We start from the raw sequence: 20,236 nt of genomic DNA on the forward strand, positions 1-20,236 counted from the left end.
TTACTCTCCCCGAGCAAAAAGTTTATCAAGTTGAGACAATGGAAATGCTCGCCAGGTTGGACGACCATGATTACATTGGCTCGCAAATTCAGTTTGTTCCATCTGACGCAGCAAAGCATTCATTTCAGATAGACTTAACATTCGATGCGCACGTACCGCACCATGACAGGCCATACCTGCAAGAATCTGGTCACGTTTTTGCATTAACCCCTGTCCCTGATCATTAGGATCCAGATCATTCAATAATTCAGGGATCAAGGCATCAAAATCAGCCTTATGTAAAATGGCCGGTACGCCTCGTACAATGACCTGTTCATGACCATACTGGTCAATTTCCAGACCTAAACGAGCAAGTTGATCTTTGAGTTCGTCAACACGCATAGCTTGCATTCGACTAATGCTCACCACTTTAGGAATCAGCAATTGCTGGGATATCCAGAATTCCGGTTTATCCCAAGCCATTTTCATCTGTTGCAGCAGAATACGCTCATGCGCCGCATGCATATCTACGATGATTAAGCCTTCGGTATTTTGCGCCAGAATATAAATCCCATGCAGCTGGGCGATCGCAATCCCCAAAGGATGCTCATCCACTTTACTTTGTAAATGTGACTGAAATGCATCCGATGCTGAAGTATTGGTTTCCGGTTCAGTTTCTCTCAAAGGCGCGAGATAACTTTTCAAGGCATTATTCAGCTGCTGTGAACCCGAATATGACTTATTGTAATCCTGCGCATAATGCACAGTTTGTGGACCAGATGATTCAAAATCCGTTAACACATCAGAAGCTTCTTCTTCACGCTGATGATATGGATATGTGGCGGGAATAACTGGTTGAGTGGCTACGGACTGATGCAGGCTAAACTGCTCCTGATAGCGTGGCTGAGGTGTAATCGCAACAGCTTCAGACTCAGTTTTCATGGCCTCAGCCAGATCAGCGGTCGCAGTCTGGAATTGTGCCAGGGTTTCCTTGGCATAGTGACGTACAAATTCATGTACTTCACGCTGATTCAGAAAACGAATTTCATGTTTGGTTGGATGCACATTGACATCAATACTTTCTGGATCGATTTCCAGAAACAGTAAATAAGCGGCATGCTGATGGCCATGCAGGATACCATCATAGGCCATGCGCAAGGCATGAGAAATGGTCTTGTCTTTAACGATCCGGCCATTCACATAGACATATTGCAGATCGGCTTGAGCCCGTGCATCTGAAGGATGTCCGAGCCAGCCTGATAAACGCATATTGATACTGTCTGCATCAATCCAGTAAGCATTTTCAGTAAACTGACGGCCAAGTAATTGTTGCACACGTTGAAAACGCAAAGCACCACTATCTGCGACCGGCAAATTCAGCTTGATGGTTTGGTTATGTTCCAATACAAAGCGAATATCGAAATGCGTTAAAGCCATACGGCGGACAATTTCTTCGATATGTCCAAATTCAGTGCCGGGCTTTTTTAGAAATTTGCGCCGCGCCGGAACATTGAAGAATAAATCCTGCACCCGGATCTGGGTACCTTTGGATGCTGCGACCGGTTGAATGTCCTGATGATCAAAAGCCGTACCGTTCACTTCGACCTGATAGCCAATACCATCTTCATTCTGGCTACTCGTTAGAGTCAAACGAGACACTGCAGCAATTGAGGCCAATGCTTCACCACGAAAGCCCAAGCTGGTAATCGCATGCAGCTCTTCAGCCGTTTGAATCTTACTGGTCGCATGACGCATTACGGCCAATGGCAAATCCTCATAATGAATGCCTCGGCCATTATCAATGATTTCAATCAGCGTACTGCCGCCCTGTTCCACCCGGATGATCAGCTCGGTCGCACCTGCATCAATCGAGTTTTCCAGTAACTCCTTGACCACAGATGCAGGACGTTCAATCACCTCACCTGCGGCAATCTGGTTCGCCAGCGCAGGATCAAGTGCACGGATACGGCGTATGCTTAGATCATCAACCATTTGGGAATTCACGCTCCAAAGCTTGCTGTAAGCCCAGATTAGAAGAAATCAAACTTGCGGTACGAGTCAGCTCATCTTCTGATTTTAAAATTTCAATAATTAAATCGGCTTGCGGGATTTCATCGCCACCCTTAGAAGGCCATTCAAATAAAAATAGCGCATTGGGAGTTTCTAAATAGTCCCGGATTCCCATCAATTCAAGTTCATAAGGATCATTGAGACGATATAAATCAAAATGAAAGATATCCTGATCATTCACCCGATAGGGCTCCACCAGTGTATAAGTCGGACTTTTTACTGAGCCTTTATGACCGAGTTGTTGTAAGTAATAACGCGTCAGCGTGGTTTTCCCCGCACCCAAGTCACCAATCAGATATATAACGCCCGCAGAAAAATTATTTGCCAGAACTTTGGCCAGATTTTGGGTGTCATCTTCATGCTTTAAAGTGACATTAAATGAATAAGGCATATTACTCACGACATGATGAAAAAGAATAATTATGATAGCATCGCAACGCTTTAAAAGCCTATTCACCTCTGTGAGAAACTGTATTTTTTCACAGCATCCGTTCCAGACCAGAGATAGATCCACGTTGTGATGACTTCGACTGTTGAATTTAACCCACCCATGCTAAATGGGGTTACGGCAAGTAAAGTATTCCTGCAAGCGACCTCAGATTCATCCAAGACACTCTATGCCTATCTCTGTGCACAATTTCCACATATTGAGTCAAGCGAATGGCAATCCCGTTTCAATAATGGTCTGGTTTATGATGCTCAGGGTAATACCTTAAGCATCGAAAGTTCTTTTCAAGCGAATACTCATTGTTTTTATTATCGTTTTTTGGCACACGAAGTGCATGTTCCTTTTCAGCATCAGATTCTGTTTGAGAATGAGCATCTGCTGGTCGTAGATAAACCTCATTTTCTGACCATGAGTCCTACTGGACAATATGTACAGGAAACCTTGCTGGTACGCCTAAAACAGCAAACTGGAAATGAACATCTTACTCCGATTCATCGATTGGATCGTGAAACGGCAGGTGTGGTGCTGATTTCAAAATGTGTGCAATCGCGTGGGGTTTATCAGCAAATGTTTGCGACTCGGCAAGTACAGAAAACTTATCATGCGATTGCGGCTTATCGTGATGATTTAAGTTTTCCTCTCATCACAAAGCTGAAAATGGAAAAAGGCCAGCCCTTTTATACCATGCAGGTGGTAGAAGGAGAACCTAATAGCGAAACCGAAATTCAACTGCTACAACATGATCAACAATGGGGCAAATATGAGCTAAAACCGCATACAGGAAAGCAACATCAGTTAAGGGTACATTTAAGTCATTTGGGAATTCCGATCCAGAATGACCCTTTTTATCCGCAGGTTTGCCATAAGGCGGGGGATGATTTTTCTACACCGTTACAGCTACTGGCCAAACACATTCAGTTTACGGACCCAGTTACCCAAAAGCAGATGCAATTTAGCTCTGAACTTGAATTGACACTGTAAATCTCTTGTCATTACAGATTATTTTCTAAAAACGGCAACTTGAGGATTGAAATCCCGAAGTTATCTATTAGAATAAGGCGAAAAGTTAAGTAATTTAAAGCTTTGAAAATATTATGAGAAAAACTGAAGTTTATCAAATTCGCCTGGATTCCCAAGAAAAGAAACAGGCATTTGCAGTATTTAAACAATTGGGGATTACGCCGGCTCAGGCAGTTCGTCTTTTTTTTAAACAGGTGGTTCTGACCAAATCAATCCCCTTCTCGATTGAAAATCAGAATATTAATCTGGAACAGCTGATCAAGTTACGCAAGCAGAAACAGAATGAACTTAAGGCAGAACAAACCTCAAGTCCAAGTACTACAGCGTTTCCAGCAGATCATCAGGAGATGAATCTGGATGATGATCATTTTGATTTATTTGAAGAACTGAATGCCATTTTAGGTGAGAGCGACAAAATTTAACATTGTTGCATTTACGAACAATTCTTAAGTTTCTCTCCTTTCAAACTTCGCTATGCTTGATGTTAATGATAAATAATAAAATTAACATGGAGTAAGCCGATGATCGTGCGACGTGCCCAGTCAGAAGATCTACCTAACCTGGCCGTTTTATTTGATGAGTACCGTCAATTTTATGGTACTTCTTCCAATCTGGATTTATCTTACGAGTTTCTGAAACAGCGTTTTGAGGATGGTCAAACTGTCATTTTCATCAATACCAAGGATGAGATTTTTACCGGATTTATTCTGTTGTATTTAAGATTTTCCTCAGTCGCATGTTCTACTTATTATGTGCTAGACGATGTCTATATTAGCCCGCCTTATCGTCGGCATGGTGCAGCCAAACAACTGATTGATACTGCTATTTTATTTGCCCGACATGAAAATGCGCTTCGAATCAGCCTGGAAACGCAAAAAACCAATTATCAATCGCATAAACTTTATGAGTCACTTGGATTTATTCAGGATAATGAATTCGTGACTTTCCATTGTTTCCTGAAATAAATCCTAAGCTTTATTCGGTACGGAATTTTGCCTGTGCCACTTGTTCTGCGTCCAGATAGGTCCATTCCCCTATTGCCAGTTCATTCAAGGCCAATGCACCAATTTGAGCACGATGCAGCTGTTCTACTTTATTGCCCACAGCTGCCAGCATACGTTTCACCTGATGATAAACCCCTTGATGAATAGTCATTTGCAGACGATTGTCATCCAGACGAACAATATCTGTAGCAGCAAAGGTGCCTTTTTCATTTCTCAATTCCACACCCTGTTCAAGCTGTTGAATCTGCTCATCTGTCACGGGATCGGCAGTAGTCATCTGATAGACTTTCGCTACATGTTTCTTAGGATGGGTCAACGCTTGTAAAAACTGACCATCATCCGTCAGCAATAACAGTCCGGTGGTGTCCTGATCGAGACGACCTACACATTGAATTCCACGGTTTAACAGGATGTCATCAAACAGATCAAATACACTGAAATGATGTGTGGCCTGATGTGAGCACTCATAATCTTGTGGCTTGTTGAGCGCAATATATACTTTTTCCCGATAGCGATACTCATGACCATAGACGCTAAAAGTCAGATCTTGCAGATTCAGCTTATGCTTGGGGTTATCGATGAGTTCGCCTTGAATCGAAACAGCACCATTTTTAATCAGTTGCTGACAATGTTTTCGTGAGCCGAAACCTTGTGATTGCAACATTTTTTCCAATAGCATCTGTCTGAACCTGTTTAAACGAACAATAGGCGCATTCTATACCGAAAACTAACTAGATTCAGTTCTTATAAGGCTTTCTCCCTTTAAATGGCTAAAAAGCCTATAATCCTGTGACTTTTCATTTTTCCTATCTCCTTATGTCCCAATTTGATCTGAATCTGCTTGTTCTTCTGGTTCTACTGGCTTGCGGTATTTTTAGTCATAATACTGCTGTGACCATTGCTGCGGCCGTGTTGATCGTATTAAAAATCACGCCTCTCAATGAACTCTTACCTTATGTACAGCAACATGGCCTAAATATCGGGATTATTATTTTAACCATTGGTGTATTGGCTCCGATTGCTAGCGGAAAAATTCCCGGTGACAGTATTCTGAAATCTTTTCTTAGCTGGAAATCTTTACTGGCAATTGCAATCGGTCTATTTGTTGCCTGGCTTGGTGGACGCGGGGTGAAACTGATGTCAAGTCAGCCTGATGTCGTTGCAGGTCTATTAATTGGTACGGTGGCAGGCGTCGCGGTACTTCGTGGTGTCCCAGTCGGGCCATTAATTGCGGCTGGGATTTTATCGTTATTGATTGGAACGCAATAAGCCTTTAACCATGATTGTGCAATATTCTTAAAAATTAACATTCTAAAATTAAAAACTGCATAGTATTAAATCACATGATCAGCGACATGGATGTCGCTCGTTGGATTGAGGTACAGGATGTACCTTCAATCCAACAAAAGATTTTTGTTACTTTTGATCTTTCAAAAGTAAAAGCTCAGGTTAAATACTAAAATTTAAAAACCCAAATTTTATTCCACAAACAGCAAAGCCAAACGCACCTGATCATAACCCATACGCAGACTGGTCAGTTCCACGATCGGACGTAATTTAATACTGCCATCATCATTAAAATGATCTGAATTTTGACGTTTGGTTAGACGTTTATAAATCTTACGGACTTGTTCAACAACTTCCTCACCCGGATGAGCTACTGAGATATCAAGACCTTGCTCTTTATGCAAACGTCCGAGATGGTTAATGATGGTTGCTGGTGTCAAGCCACGTTCAGTTGCAATATCGGAAATCTCATACCCTTCTTCAAACAGTTCACGGGTTTCATCCAAGGTTGCAGTCGCGTAGTTTTGCTTACCACCATTTTTGGCAATTTTCTTCTCATTACGCTGGATCTCAACTTCGTTCAAAGTGCCACCACAATGGCGGATAAAGGCCTTATGCTGTACAGTCAAATCCACGTTTTCAAAATTCGCTTCTGCTTCATCTGACAGTTCCTGAAAACGGCGATCAGCCTTAATAGCAAGACTATCAAGTTCCAGAGCCTGTTCATTAAAGCCTTTCAAGCGTAGACCATTTAAGCTTTTTAAACGGGATAATGCTACATAGCCCTGACCTTTTTCAAAGGTATGGCTCAAGTCAATCTCAGCAGCTTCTAGCGTCATGCCTTGAGACTTATGAATGGTAATCGCCCAAGCCAAACGTAGTGGAATCTGCTGGAAACTGGCAATGGTTTTACCTGCTTCATTATCTACCGACCAGGTTTCAGGCTCTACAATTAATGTAGTTCCATCTGTCAGTTTAACTTTTGGCAGAATGCCATGCTCATCATCATCTTCAAAGCCGATCACTTCACCCAAGCTGCCGTTGATATAACCCATATCAAAGTTATTTTTCACGAACATGACCTTGGCATGTTTTTTCAGAGTTAAAGCTTCTGGTGCTCGGACTGAAGACTTTAAGGTTTCTATCAGTTTTTCATTACCATCACATTGCGCATCAAACTGGCGGGGATCCTGATCAATTTCATTAAGATGCTTAAAGTTAATGCTGTCGACATCCATATTGTGGGTATAGAGACGTGTATAGGTATCGCCAATGTCCTGCTGACGTGTACCCTGTAGCGCTAAACGATGTTCAGGTGAAATGGCCTGTGCACGAATGGCATTCAGAATATCATTCAGATAGTCATTGCCCTGACGGTGCTGTTCAGTCAAGTAACAAACACGAAACTTGGCTTCAACCCAGGCATCCGACATAAAGCAGAATTTATCGCGGTTACGCTCATCATTTTTCCCAACGGGCGGCAACTGGAAAAAGTCCCCTGCTACAATGACCTGAATCCCACCAAAAGCTTCATCACTTTCCTTGAAATATTTCAGCACCTGATTGACCAGATTGAGCTGCTTGGCATGCAGCATGGAAATTTCATCAATGATCAGGACTTGCGCATTTTCCAAGTGTTCTTTCAGGTATTTACGCTCTTTCATCCGCTTCAGGTCTTCTTCAGACAAAAAGTCTTTGATCCCGATTCCTGCCCAGGTATGAATGGTCATGCCATTCATATGCGTTGCCGCAATACCAGTCGATGCAGTAATGGCAACCGACACCTTACGGGCTTTCAGATAATTGATATATTGATTAAGCGTATAAGTTTTCCCTGCACCTGCAGAACCGGTTAAAAAGACATTTTCCCCTGCTTTTAAGAGCTTAAGTGCAGTTTCCTGTTTCATAAAAGAGATACCGTAAAAGAACGGCTATAGCCTAACGATTTTTGCCGGAAAAGTTAAGCTTCACGGACAGAAAAGCACTGAATCAGGTCAAGCCTGCAGGTTTAACCAGTTAATAAAATGCTGGGCAATATTGATATATTCAACTTCCGCTTTTTGATTATTTGGATACTCAAGCTGGTCAAAAATGACTTGGTCATTCTGCAACTGACAGCCTAAAATCAAAGGTAATTTAATGGCAGGATGTGACATGCGAAAGGCCACATATTCACCTTCGACTATACGCTGTGCATAACTTGCAGCCAGACAGTTCCGGAATATTCTAGCCTCTTCAATAATCCGCTCTAGTGTTTTCAATTCCTCAAACCGCCAATTAAAATACAGTAGAAAATGTGCTTGTGTGAGCGGCCTCCAGCTGGCTAGAGCAAAGTCTTTTTTGAGCTTGGCAATAATCTCTTGCTTCTGAATTTGCTCATGCCAGACAACTGCCTGCGTAAATAAACTGGTCCAGCTTAAATTTTTAGGCACTTCTGTTTGAGTAGAAAAATACTCCGGCAGATAATCACGAATATAACCATCAAAACAGGATTCCCGCACATGCCTTGCATGTAAATAAAAGCGCTTCCTGAACTCTACAAATGGAATCTGGTTACGTTGTAGCACGTTATAAAAATCACGGTCTTGCTGAGTTTGGGGCCGAATATAAGCCAGCACATCCTCAGGCAAATCACGGGTGACCTTATACAGATGCTGCATATAAGCCTGCATCACCCGACTTAAGTTGGCGTAAACTCTTTTAGTCATCTGATCACCCATTGCCACTACATCCCGCAATAATCCGATCCATTCATCCAGATATAGAATCGATGGACTAATGGCAATACGATGATCCTCAATAGCCTGACGCGTCCCTTTGAGAACAACTGTTCGATTTAGCTCATGCTCAAACCAGTGATGCTGAATGGCATATTGATGAACATCATCAATAAACAGACGTGCTGCGATATATTGAAAATATTGCAAGGTAGCTAAAACAATCTGCGGATGAATATGATGCGTATCGATAAAGCTTAAAGCTGTTGCTGCTACCCGCAGACTGCTATGTTGAATATTGCTGCTCAGCCAATCCAAGATTTCCGCAGGCTGTTTAAATAGCCAGTTCACTACGCGATGACAGTCAAATAAAGGAAGTTTGGCGACTTTTTTTTGCCATAAATAAGGATTATTTTCCAGAAAATTGCGTTTGGATAGCAGATCACTCCGATGCCAGCTATCACGATTCATCAACCGGACAAAGCCCAGTAGATGACTTTGCTCTTCTGCATGCCGATACAACAAACGAATATCGTCAATATGGTCATTCAGTTCGTGCAGATTGAACCGGTTTTCAAAGGATAAAGAAATAATCCGGAAGGTTGCTGGGTGCAGAAACTCAGGTGCACTAAAACAAAATGCATCCAGACTATCCATAACTGACTGAATCGATAGAAACTCATCTGGCTGCAAATATTGCAAGGAAAAGATTGACTGTAGCTGTTTTAAGACATTCGCAGGAATCTCATGCCCACTTTGAATCCAATTACTGATACAAGGCTGAGTATAAACTTCGGCTTTAATCATAAAGGAGTCAATGATTTCAGCCTGCACAAGCGACATCTGTTTTAAGCAATTAGCAACTCGGTCAGGCGCATTAACCCATATATAGACTTGATCAATAATGAGCTGACGGAGCTGTTTGGCTTTATCACGTAAAAACAGGGAATGCTGGGGCTTTAAATCGCCAGTCAGAAAGTAAATATCCTGAAAGAAAAACTCTTCCAAAGCCTCTGCTTTAGCCAGACTGGAATCAATGTGCATTTCTGCTAAGGCATGAGGACTTTCCGGATTTAAATCTTGAGGTGTATATAGCTGGATATTTAATAAGCCATTAAGCAGATCAATTCGATGCTCATCTTGATGTATCTTGAACAAATTCTGGGCATTCATATGACCAACAAAAGCCATTTGATCCAGATACAGCTGATTTAACTCAGGAAAAATACTGAGGCATTGTTGAGCGAGCTGTCTGAATGGCAGTAGCAAACCCTCCTGTTCCATATTTCCCCCTTCGTTTTAACCCTATTGAGTTACAGACCTACTGAATTTCAATCCTTTAAAATCGCTTTTTCCTTTCTATTACAGAAATTGATACATGGTGATTTTTTAGACAATTCGATCTCAATGTAAAGCAAAGCAGGAATGATGAAAAGACCTAGACTTCATCTTGCCGACGTCTGTCAGCCAACAGTTCTAGCCCCTGATAGATCTTGTTTTGTAAATACTCACGAAAATCAATCAGATCATTCTCGTGCTGCACATGATGAATCGGCTGCCGCGGCATAAACTGAAAGTAAAAAGGTAAGCGTTTGGGAAAAAGGTTTTTAGGCAAAGAAGGAATTACATCACCATGACGTAATAATTTATTGAGTTGGGGGATTTTTAATAATTTTTGAAAATACTTATGTTGAATGATTTTATTTGCATCAAATCCAATCTCATAGATTTCATCACCGCCAAGTGCAGCAAAAGGGACAATATCATATTGAAACTCTTGAGCTAATTTCAGAAAACCGTAACGCTCTTTCCAGATCAGCTGATACTGCTCACCTTCCCGTTTCAGCACTTCACGGTCACCACCCGGAAAGACCAGAATCGAGTAGCCTTGCTGCATGGCCGAGCGGACATAGTCCTGTACACCATCAATAGCACCAAATTTCTTCACTGCTTCACGCCATAGCGGCACATAAAAATGGCTATGATCAGCAATACTGACTACAGCCACTTGATGTTCGTTGTACAGGTAATCAATCAGCATTGGCGCATCAAAGATGCCATACATGGAATGATTACCCACATACATTGCAGGTCGACTGGCATCAATATTTTCAGCCCCTAAAAAAGTAGGCGTGAAATACAGTTTGGATAAGGCACTTAAGCGCCTGATCCATGCTCCGTCATGCTTGACCTGCAAAATATGCTCCCGGCTTATGCCACGCGTTTTTGTACCAGGATTGAACCCACTGAGTAGCCTGCACCAAATGAACACAGTACGCCATATTCGCCGTCTTCAACTTCATTTGCAGTACGGTGTAAGGCAATGATGACACCTGCGGAAGAAGTATTGGCAAACTCATTCAGAATGATAGGTACCAGACCTGGTTTGGCATTTTCTTTACCCACTACCAGTTTCAGAATTAATTCATTCATGCTGGCATTAGCTTGGTGCAACCAGAAGCGTTTCACATCTGTAGGGGCAATATGATTTTTCTCAAGTTGAGCAGTAATCATCTTGGCAACCAGTGGACACACTTCTTTAAATACCTTACGACCATCCTGACGGAAACGTTTGTCGTCGATATCCGCATTTTCTGACGTATTCAGGAAACCGAAGTTATTGCGGATATTGTTTGAGAACTGGGTAAATAATGAAGTATCAAGAATCTCGAAACCGGTTTTAGTTTCAGTATCTTCAATGATCGATGCAGTTGCGACATCACCGAAAATAAAGTGACAGTCACGTGAACGGAAATCGGTATGTGCAGAGGTGATTTCAACATTCACCAGCAATACGCGACGTGCACCTGCCTTGATGGCATCAGCAGCCTGTTTTAAACCGAAAGTGGCTGCTGAACATGCAACGTTCATGTCATAAGCATAACCTTGAATACCCAGAGCAGTCTGGATTTCAATCGCAACCGCAGGATAAGCACGTTGCAGGTTTGAACATGACAGGATCACGACATCGATATCTTCAGCAGTGACACCGGCATTTTCCATCGCCTGTTTTGCTGCGATCACGCCCCATTCTGCCTGAAGGGAAATTTCATCATCTGAACGTTCACGTAGATTTGGACGTAAACGTTTTGGATCGAGGATGCCAGTTTTTTCTGACACATAACGGCGTTGTACGCCTGACGCTTTTTCAATAAATTCTGCGCTAGAACCACGACGCGCATCTAATTCGCCTGCAGCGATTTTATCTGCATTTTCGTGATTATACAGTTCCACATAAGCATTTAAACTTTCAACTAACTCTTCATTGGTAATGACATCTTCCGGATGGAACAAGCCAGTACCCGTAATACGGATGCCCATGTAAAACTCCTTCTCAAAATGACCTATATCTTAACTGATTCCAAGACGTTCCCATACTTTTTGCAGGCGAGTTGGAGAAACGGGTGTTTTCGTTTTCATCGGTTGAGAAAACAATGAGATCCTTAACTCCTCAACCATAAAATACAATTCTTTAAGGCGAGCGTCATTTTTAAACTGAAATAATTTTTCCATCCACGGATCAATTTGGTCAATGGCGGAATCATCCCTCTGTAGGTTATTTGGCAAGCGCTCTAAACGCAAGATCAGGGCTTTCAAATAACGTGGAAATTCTGACCATACGTCGGAAGGTTTCCGATAAACGAAGTCAGAAAGACTCATCAAATCAAGCTGATCCTCAATATCATCAATATTTTTTCCAAATATAGATGGGTCTAAAACCAGTAATTTACGACGGATTTCCTGCCACTGGATATAAATATCCGTGATTTCTTTCAGTGCAGTCTGGCCATGAGTCAGGAAAGATTTTTTTACATCCTCCACCAACTTTTGGAACTCTTGCATATTGACAGGCAGCTCATTAATTGACAGGTGCAGTGTGGCATAAACTAACATTTGCTCCAGTTGGGCCTTATCGCCAAGCGGTGAATATGCCAGTGCCAGCGGTTTGGAAATCTGTTTTTTCAGCTGACGCACCAGATCTCCGAGCTGCATATGCACCAGTCGAATAATCCCTTCACGGTGCTGTTTGACCGCTTCAGCCTGATCATTAAAGGTCTGAATCACGACACCAGATTCATCTTTCTGTTCCAGTGCAGCGAAGTCTTTGGTCGGAACCAGTGCCTGATATTGCTTGACCACTACACCCGTCACTTTTTGCGACGCTTCAAAGACAAAGTTTTCTGGGAAAGTTTTAAATTCACCTTTTAACTGTTTCACCGGACTATGAGTTTCAGTACGGCAACGGGCTTTCAGTTCGGCAAGATCACGGCCTTGTTCAATCACACGACCTTTTTCATCAATCACCTTGATCAAAGGCAAGAGATATTGCTCAACCCGATCCAGGCTAAAATCTTTTTCTGTAATCTGCTCGCCACGCAATTGGAAAGCTAGAAAACTGAAAATATGCTCACGTAGATTGACTGCATCAATACGGGCTGCCAGCTTTTTCGCAGTATCTGGAATCGGCACCAGACTACGGCGTTTATCTTTAGGTAAACTCTTTAATAAAGCTTCGATCAGCTCCAGACGCCAGCCCGGAATCCCCCATGACCAAATATTTTCATCGACCTGCGGCAAAGCCTGCAGCGGGATTTTAACCGTTGCACCATCTTCATCATGACTTGGGTCAAAACGGTAACTGGTCGCCAGACGCAATTCACCATTACGTAAATAATCCGGAAACTGCTGTGTGGTCGGACGATCATTCAGCCAAAGCGCATCATCATCAATAAACAGATAACGTGGATCATGTGGCTCTACTGTCGCACGCCAGTCCTCAAAACTGCGGCGACTGGCTACTTCTGGTGGCACTTTGGAGGCATAAAACTGGTAAATGGTTTCTTCATCCACGACCAAGTCACGACGGCGTAGCTTGTCTTCTACCCGCTCCACTTCTTCCAGTTTCAGCAAATTATGCTTCAAGAAGGGTGGATTAATGCCGAGATTACCAGTAGTCAGTGCATCACGCAGGAAGATTTCATGCGCAGCCGGCTGATCCACTTTCTCATAATTGACCGGACGTTTCGGCTCGATGATTAGACCAAACAGAGAAATCTGATCATACGCATTGACCACACCCGCCTTTTTCGACCAGTGTGGTTCGAAATAATGATGTTTCAGTAAGTCACGCGCAGCCAGCAAAATCCATTCCGGCTCAATTTTCGCTAGAGTTCGTAAATACACCTGCGAGGTTTCAACCATTTCAAAAGCCATTACCCATGGGGTATTGGTTTTGTGCAGCGTTGATGCCGGGAAAATTCGTGCTTTCTGCTGACGGACTGCCATAAATACATTACGTTCATCAGTCTTGTTGCCAATAAAAGACAGTAAGCCGGTCAATAAAGCGCGATGCAGATTTTCATAACTGGCTTTCTTTTCATTAAAGGACAGCTTTAAGCCTTTAGCCAGATCCACCAGCTGCTCATGAGTTTTCTTCCATTCACGCAGACGTAACCAGCTCAGGAAATGATTACGTGCAAAAGTACGACGTTTGTTTTCGCTCATACTTTCACTGTTGTTATGCAAGGTATCCCAGAGCTTGATATAAAACAGGAAATCTGAATCTGCTTCACGGAACAAGGCATGTTTCTGATCAGCCTGCATCTGCTTATCCGCAGGACGTTCACGTGGGTCTTGTACTGCCAGAGCTGCAACAATCACCAAAGCTTCATTCAGCGCACCAAAATGAGCACCGCCAAGAATCATTCGCGCCAGACGTGGATCAATTGGCATTTTTGCCATTTGCTGACCGATTTTGGTTAGAGAATCTCCCTTGCCTTGAAGTCCTCCTCTCGTAAAGGAGGATTTAGGAGGATTAGTAGAATCTCCCCCCACCCCTCTTTCAGAAAGAGGGGCTTTACTTTTCTCCACCATCGCCCCAAGCTCAATCAAGAGCTTGCGACCATCATTGACCAGACGATGATCTGGCGGCTCAATGAAATCGAAATCTTCCAGTGAACCTAGGCCCAGACTTTGCATCTGTAAAATAACGGATGCCAGATTGGTCCGTTTAATCTCTGGTTCGGTAAATTCAGGACGACTTAAAAAGTCCTCTTCACTATACAGACGAATACAGACGCCTGGCGCAATACGACCACAACGGCCTTTACGCTGATTGGCAGCAGCTTGAGAAACCGCTTCGATCGGTAAGCGCTGCACCCGTGAACGATAGTTATAACGGGAAATACGGGCAAAACCGCTATCAATCACATAACGGATATTAGGTACAGTCAGTGCAGTTTCTGCTACGTTCGTGGCGATAATAATGCGTCGGCCGCCGCCCGATGGATTAAAGATCTTTTGCTGTTCAGCCAGCGCTAGACGCGCATATAAAGGAAGTACCTCAGTATGACGTGGACCATGCTTGATCAGAGTTTCCTGCAGTTCACGAATCTCCTGTTCGGTACTGGCAAAAATCAGGATATCGGCATGTTCTGGATGACCTTTTTCCTGTGCATCCTGAAAACATTCTTCTACAGCTGCAACCACTGCACGTGGCAGATTTTCTTCAAAATCATCAAATTCGTCGTCATCACTGCCGACAATGCTCATTTCAGAAATTGGACGATAACGCACTTCTACCGGATAGCTACGCCCTTCCACTTCATAGATCGGCGCGCCATTAAAGTAGTTACTGAAACGGTTTACGTCCAGCGTTGCCGAAGTAATGATGACTTTTAGATCTTTACGACGCGGCAACAGCTGCTTGAGATAACCCATGATGAAATCGATATTCAGCGAGCGTTCATGCGCTTCATCGATAATAATGGTGTCGTATTTGGTCAGGAACCGGTCATTGGCCAGCTCTGCCAATAAAATACCATCCGTCATCAAACGGACAATCGAATCCTGCGAGCCCTGTTCATTAAAACGAACCTTAAAGGAAATTGATTCACCCAGTTTCTCGCCAACTTCTTCCGCAATACGCTGTGATACGCTACGCGCAGCCAGACGACGTGGCTGGGTATGGCCAATCAGACCAGTCAGGCCGCGACCTGCCAGCATGGCGATTTGTGGTAATTGCGTGGTTTTACCGGAACCGGTTTCACCAGCCACAATAATAACCTGATGCTGCTGAATCGCTTCAATCAGCTTGTCTGCATACTGGGTAACAGGCAGATCCTGATTCAGCTTGATATTGGGAATGCGTTCGATACGCTGCATGACTTTGGCATGCGATTTTTCAAATAATTCTTGATATTGCTTTTGGTTGGCATCTTTACCTTTTTGGAGTCGATTTAAACGATGACGGTCACGCGCCATAACGAGCTGATCTACATTTAAAGGACTCTGCACTGAGAAAACACCTGATATAAAAAAAGACAATAGGCAGCTATTTTACGCTGTATTGCCCCTAAGCGAAAGAACGGCCATTTTGAATATTTTTATAATTTTTTAATTTTTGCCCTTGAATTTTACTGCTTGCGGCATCATGTCTGAAGAGGCATTAAACCGGGGTGAGTCTTGTCATGATGTATTCACCATTCTACGGTTGAATCATTTATATCATGAGCAATGCTGTTTGCGCTGATGGTGTTTTATTTTTAGCTTAATTCGGTTTTTCCGATGTATGTTATGTAAAAATACTGTTTCAGCAAGAAAAATAATTTCTGTACCCTATTGGAAATTAAATACAAACCTCAATCATGGAGACAATGATGAGCTTAATTAATACTGAAGTTAAACCGTTCAAAACAACTGCGTTCCAAAATGGTAAATTTATCGAAGTAACAGAAGCTGACCTTAAAGGTAAATGGTCTGTAGTATTCTTCTACCCAGCTGACTTCACTTTCGTTTGCCCAACTGAACTTGGCGACCTTGCTGACAACTACGAAGAATTCAAAAAATTAGGCGTTGAAATCTACTCAGTTTCTACTGACACTCACTTCACTCACAAAGCTTGGCACGATTCTTCTGAAGAAATCAAAAAAATCCAATACGTAATGGTTGGCGATCCTACTTGGACTCTTGCTAAAAACTTCGACGTACTAATCGAAGCTGACGGCCTTGCTGACCGTGGTACTTTCGTGATCGATCCAGAAGGTAAAATCCAAATCGTTGAAATCAACGCTGGCGGTATCGGTCGTGATGCTCAAGAACTTCTTCGTAAAGTTAAAGCAGCTCAATACGTACACGCTCACCCAGGCGAAGTTTGCCCAGCTAAATGGAAAGAAGGCGACGCAACTCTTGCTCCTTCAATCGACCTAGTTGGTAAAATCTAATCTGTATTAGATTGAACTGATTCAAAAAAACCACGCTTTTAGCGTGGTTTTTTATTTGAACATTTATTTGATTGCTCTATTGGCCAACCGTTTTATTTTCCTTTTCCTTCTATCTAAAGCCATCCTGCCAAATCTTTATTTTTCACTTTAAAGATCATATAAAAATCAGGCATGCATATTGCATCCTCTTAATAACAATCCCCTACTTATGCTTACAATTCAGTTATACATCTTCAATGTCAGTTGGCATAAGTTCAAGACATAAGATAATAATATTCAGTGGAGGAAAACGTATGCAAAAACTGCTAACCGTGATCTCATGGGCTTATAGTCCTTCTAGCCGCCACCTGAAAATCATTTATAGCAATGGCGATATAGAGCTCTACCATCCTGTTCCCGAATTTGTTTATGACAACCTGTTAAGACGACAAGATAAAATGGCCTTTGTACAGAAGTATCTTGAATACAACTTACATTTTGACCGGGTTTGCCTATTTTAATTTAACTAATTTCTACTTAACGATAAGTCACCATGAGTAAGCCAGCTCCAATCGGCAATGTACTCATGATGAAACGTGAATCCTGCTGGATCAGCTGAATAAATTCTTCTACTTCCGCAGCATGTGAAATCACATTATCCACCAGCAATACTCCACCTTTTGGCTTGAGCAATCGGGCCAAATGGGTCCAATAATCCACATAAGCATCACGTTCCGCATCTAACAATATAAAATCAAATACGTCCTGCTCAGCTTGCAGATAATACAAGGCATCTGTCACTTTAAAATCAATCAAATCCTTTAAGTCTAGCTGATTTGCATACTGCTCGGCCTGCGTAACTCTTTCTGCATCTATTTCTAATGTTGTAATCATCGCTTGAGTCTGCCGGGCAGCTTCGGCCAGCCATAAAGTGGAATAGCCTGTAGAAGTCCCAATTTCCAGAATACGTTTGGACTGCTGGGCACGAATGAGTAATGATAAAAATCGGCCTGATTCAGGCTCAATATTTCGATAGCGTTGCAGACGTTCAGTTTGCTGAAGATCATGCGCATGAAAGGTCTTATACAGTTCCTGCATGAAACTTTCAAAATGTTGTAATTGATTCATTGCTCTTCCCTGAGGTTATCTAAATAAATTTTTTATGGATTGATTAAAGTGCCTGAACCAATTTAAAGCGTTCTACTTCACGATCATCACTGGTATTAATACTTTCTGTAAACATGGATAGCGGTCGAACCCAAATCGAATAGTCACCATAAAGACATTGATAAACCACCAGCTTTTCCTCCGTTTCACTATGTGTTGCCACATGCAGGACCTGATAAAGTTTACCCTTATAATGTTGATAAATACCGCGTTGTAATTCCATCGTTCAACTCTCAAATGCAGAATTCCAATCTTAACTGAAAAAGACCAATCACACTTTAAACTACTTGAAAATTCATGCTAAGCACCCATATATAAGCTTGAAATTAATCATGAATTTTTCAATACATTTGCAAAACCGATCAAATTTATAAGAACAAACTGTTTTATCTATTTATCGATTTGGCTTAGTATCTACTTATCGAATGAATTCTTACTCCTTTGGAGACGTTAGCAATGTTAGATCAAAATACTTCAGCTCAATTAAAAACACTACTTGAACGTTTGGAAGGCCCGATTGAATTAGTGGCAACTCTGGATGGCTCTGACAAGTCAGCCAAAATCAAAGAACTGGTTGAGGAAATCGCTCAGCTTTCTGATCTAGTCACTGCCCGTTTTGACGGTACCAACAAACGTGCACCAAGCTTTGGTGTGGCAAAAGCCGGTGAACAGCCTCGTGTGTTCTTCGCAGGCTTGCCGATGGGCCATGAGTTTACGTCGCTGATTCTGGCATTGCTGCAAACTTCAGGCTATGCACCAAAAGTCTCTGCCGAAGTTCTGGAATCCATCAAAGGTTTGGGGATCAAATCTGACTTTGATGTATTCGTATCACTCAGCTGTCATAACTGTCCGGATGTCGTTCAGGCATTGAACCTGATTGCCATCTATAACCCAGGTACGACTGCAACCATGATCGATGGTACCTTCTTCCAGGACGAAGTGGAAGAACGCAAAATCATGGCCGTACCGATGGTGTTCCAGGACAATGAACATATCGGTCAGGGTCGTATGACACTGGAAGAAATCATTGCCAAACTGGATACCAATGCCGCAGCCAAAGACGCGGAAAAACTGAATGCCAAAGATGCATTTGATGTGTTGGTGATTGGTGGTGGACCTGCAGGGAATACTGCAGCGATCTATGCAGCACGTAAAGGCATCAAAACTGGGATCGTGGCTGAACGTATGGGCGGTCAGGTGATGGATACCATGGACATCGAAAACTACACATCAGTGCAAAAAACCCAAGGTCCGAAATTTGCCGCTGAAATGGAAGCACACGTTCGTGAATACGGTGTTGACATCATGAATCTGCAACGTGTCTCAGATATCAAAGGTGCAGATAGTACAGCGAATGGTCTGGTAGAAGTCACTTTAGAAAATGGTGCGAAACTTGAATCTAAAACCGTGATTCTGTCTACTGGTGCACGCTGGAGAGAAATGAATGTTCCAGGTGAGGCAGAATACAAAACTCGTGGTGTAGCGTACTGCCCACACTGTGATGGTCCATTGTTTAAAGGTAAACGTGTTGCAGTCATCGGTGGTGGTAACTCGGGTGTAGAAGCTGCGATCGACCTTGCGGGTATTGTTGAGCATGTAACGCTAGTTGAGTTTGATACAAAACTGCGTGCGGATCAGGTACTTCAAGATAAATTGAACAGCTTGCCAAACACCACTGTAATCAAAAATGCGCTTTCTACCGAAGTGATCGGTGATGGTTCACAAGTCACAGCGTTGAAATACAAAGACCGTGCAACTGATGAAGAGCATACAGTTGAACTGGCAGGGATCTTCGTTCAGATCGGTTTGTTGCCAAACACCGACTTCCTGAAAGGAACCGATGTTGAGCTAACTAACCGTGGTGAGATCATGATTAACGAGCGCAATGAAACCAATGTCAAAGGTGTGTTTGCTGCAGGTGACTGTACCACTGTTCCTTACAAACAGATCATCATCGCCACTGGTGAAGGTGCCAAAGCATCATTATCTGCCTTCGACTACATCATCCGTTCTGGTCAGTAATCCTTAAAATTCATGAATTAAAAAAAGCCCGCATTGTGCGGGCTTTTTACTATCTTAAAGCTGATTTATTCCTGTAGTAATTGAGCAGCCAGTTTTTCAATATTTCCCATTTCAGGATGTACAGCAGCAACATTAGCTAAAATCGTAACTGCCTTTCTCTTGTTTAAATCAATCATCAAAATAGCAGAATGCCCTGCGGTATTTCCCCCATGCCAAATGATTTTGGTGTCATTGTCCTGTTCTCGCACAAACCAGCCCAATCCCAATTAGTAGCTACCTGCTTTTTCTGTAGTTGCTTGCTGAGTTAATTGTACTGCCGCA

Annotated in this window: 18 protein-coding genes; 7 read left to right on the forward strand and 11 right to left on the reverse strand. The window is 42.6% G+C overall.

Annotated elements, in window-relative coordinates; genetic code table 11:
- Positions 1-1,971 (reverse strand): DNA mismatch repair endonuclease MutL, encoded by a 1,971-nt coding sequence (gene mutL, locus F897_RS11940; protein ID WP_005236171.1) that lies wholly within the window; start codon positions 1,969-1,971, stop codon positions 1-3.
- Positions 1,964-2,440, reverse strand: coding sequence for a tRNA (adenosine(37)-N6)-threonylcarbamoyltransferase complex ATPase subunit type 1 TsaE (gene tsaE, locus F897_RS11945; RefSeq protein WP_005236173.1), 477 nt, complete (start codon positions 2,438-2,440; stop codon positions 1,964-1,966). Before tsaE ends, mutL begins: the two co-directional genes overlap by 8 nt.
- 129 nt (positions 2,441-2,569) lie before the next feature.
- Between tsaE and F897_RS11950 the strand changes: the two genes are divergently transcribed.
- From F897_RS11950 to F897_RS11960, 3 genes are all read left to right on the forward strand, one after another.
- A complete protein-coding gene (locus tag F897_RS11950; RefSeq protein ID WP_005236174.1) occupies positions 2,570-3,478 on the forward strand; it encodes an RluA family pseudouridine synthase in 909 nt (302 codons plus the stop codon).
- A 113-nt stretch (positions 3,479-3,591) separates the two neighbouring features.
- On the forward strand, positions 3,592-3,939 hold the full coding sequence (locus F897_RS11955; RefSeq protein WP_005236175.1) for a type II toxin-antitoxin system RelB/DinJ family antitoxin: 348 nt from the start codon (positions 3,592-3,594) through the stop codon (positions 3,937-3,939).
- A 99-nt stretch (positions 3,940-4,038) separates the two neighbouring features.
- Positions 4,039-4,482: a GNAT family N-acetyltransferase gene (locus F897_RS11960; RefSeq protein ID WP_005236176.1), complete on the forward strand. Its 444-nt coding sequence runs from the start codon at positions 4,039-4,041 to the stop codon at positions 4,480-4,482.
- 10 nt (positions 4,483-4,492) lie between these two features.
- On the opposite strand, the gene F897_RS11965 is transcribed toward F897_RS11960, so the two are convergent.
- A complete protein-coding gene (locus F897_RS11965; RefSeq protein WP_005236177.1) occupies positions 4,493-5,200 on the reverse strand; it encodes a pseudouridine synthase in 708 nt (235 codons plus the stop codon).
- Between the two features lie 137 nt (positions 5,201-5,337).
- On the opposite strand from F897_RS11965, the gene F897_RS11970 reads away from it, so the two are divergent.
- On the forward strand, positions 5,338-5,790 hold the full coding sequence (locus tag F897_RS11970; protein WP_005236178.1) for a DUF441 domain-containing protein: 453 nt from the start codon (positions 5,338-5,340) through the stop codon (positions 5,788-5,790).
- Between the two features lie 209 nt (positions 5,791-5,999).
- Here the strand turns inward: F897_RS11970 and F897_RS11975 are convergent, their stop codons facing one another.
- From F897_RS11975 to hrpA, 5 genes are all read right to left on the reverse strand, one after another.
- The gene (locus F897_RS11975; RefSeq protein ID WP_005236180.1) at positions 6,000-7,715 is read right to left on the reverse strand and encodes an AAA family ATPase; all 1,716 of its coding nucleotides are present in this window, start codon (positions 7,713-7,715) and stop codon (positions 6,000-6,002) included.
- An 87-nt stretch (positions 7,716-7,802) separates the two neighbouring features.
- Positions 7,803-9,809, reverse strand: coding sequence for a hypothetical protein (locus F897_RS11980; RefSeq protein WP_005236182.1), 2,007 nt, complete (start codon positions 9,807-9,809; stop codon positions 7,803-7,805).
- A 154-nt stretch (positions 9,810-9,963) separates the two neighbouring features.
- A complete protein-coding gene (locus F897_RS11985) occupies positions 9,964-10,722 on the reverse strand; it encodes a 1-acyl-sn-glycerol-3-phosphate acyltransferase (RefSeq protein WP_005236188.1) in 759 nt (252 codons plus the stop codon).
- 14 nt (positions 10,723-10,736) lie between these two features.
- A complete protein-coding gene (locus tag F897_RS11990; RefSeq protein ID WP_004784039.1) occupies positions 10,737-11,846 on the reverse strand; it encodes a beta-ketoacyl-ACP synthase III in 1,110 nt (369 codons plus the stop codon).
- Between the two features lie 30 nt (positions 11,847-11,876).
- Positions 11,877-15,821, reverse strand: coding sequence for an ATP-dependent RNA helicase HrpA (gene hrpA, locus F897_RS11995; protein WP_005236190.1), 3,945 nt, complete (start codon positions 15,819-15,821; stop codon positions 11,877-11,879).
- Between the two features lie 362 nt (positions 15,822-16,183).
- Here hrpA and ahpC point away from each other — a divergent pair, with 362 nt between their 5' ends.
- Entirely contained in the window at positions 16,184-16,747 is a 564-nt protein-coding gene (gene ahpC, locus F897_RS12000) for an alkyl hydroperoxide reductase subunit C (RefSeq protein WP_004784041.1), read from the forward strand.
- Between the two features lie 293 nt (positions 16,748-17,040).
- Complete coding sequence (locus tag F897_RS12005; RefSeq protein WP_004784043.1) at positions 17,041-17,247, forward strand: KTSC domain-containing protein; 207 nt, start codon at positions 17,041-17,043, stop codon at positions 17,245-17,247.
- 16 nt (positions 17,248-17,263) lie between these two features.
- Here F897_RS12005 and F897_RS12010 read toward each other — a convergent pair whose 3' ends face one another.
- Positions 17,264-17,854 (reverse strand): O-methyltransferase, encoded by a 591-nt coding sequence (locus tag F897_RS12010; protein ID WP_005236193.1) that lies wholly within the window; start codon positions 17,852-17,854, stop codon positions 17,264-17,266.
- A 43-nt stretch (positions 17,855-17,897) separates the two neighbouring features.
- Positions 17,898-18,116, reverse strand: coding sequence for a DUF1653 domain-containing protein (locus tag F897_RS12015; protein ID WP_004784046.1), 219 nt, complete (start codon positions 18,114-18,116; stop codon positions 17,898-17,900).
- A gap of 233 nt (positions 18,117-18,349) precedes the next feature.
- On the opposite strand from F897_RS12015, the gene ahpF reads away from it, so the two are divergent.
- Positions 18,350-19,915: an alkyl hydroperoxide reductase subunit F gene (ahpF, locus tag F897_RS12020; protein WP_005236196.1), complete on the forward strand. Its 1,566-nt coding sequence runs from the start codon at positions 18,350-18,352 to the stop codon at positions 19,913-19,915.
- Between the two features lie 65 nt (positions 19,916-19,980).
- On the opposite strand, the gene F897_RS17960 is transcribed toward ahpF, so the two are convergent.
- Positions 19,981-20,163 carry a hypothetical protein gene (locus F897_RS17960; protein ID WP_224213993.1) on the reverse strand — a complete coding sequence of 61 codons (183 nt, stop codon included), beginning with the start codon at positions 20,161-20,163 and terminating at the stop codon, positions 19,981-19,983.
- Positions 20,164-20,236 lie beyond the last annotated feature (73 nt).

Source organism: Acinetobacter variabilis (assembly GCF_000369625.1).
Taxonomy (GTDB): domain Bacteria; phylum Pseudomonadota; class Gammaproteobacteria; order Pseudomonadales; family Moraxellaceae; genus Acinetobacter; species Acinetobacter variabilis.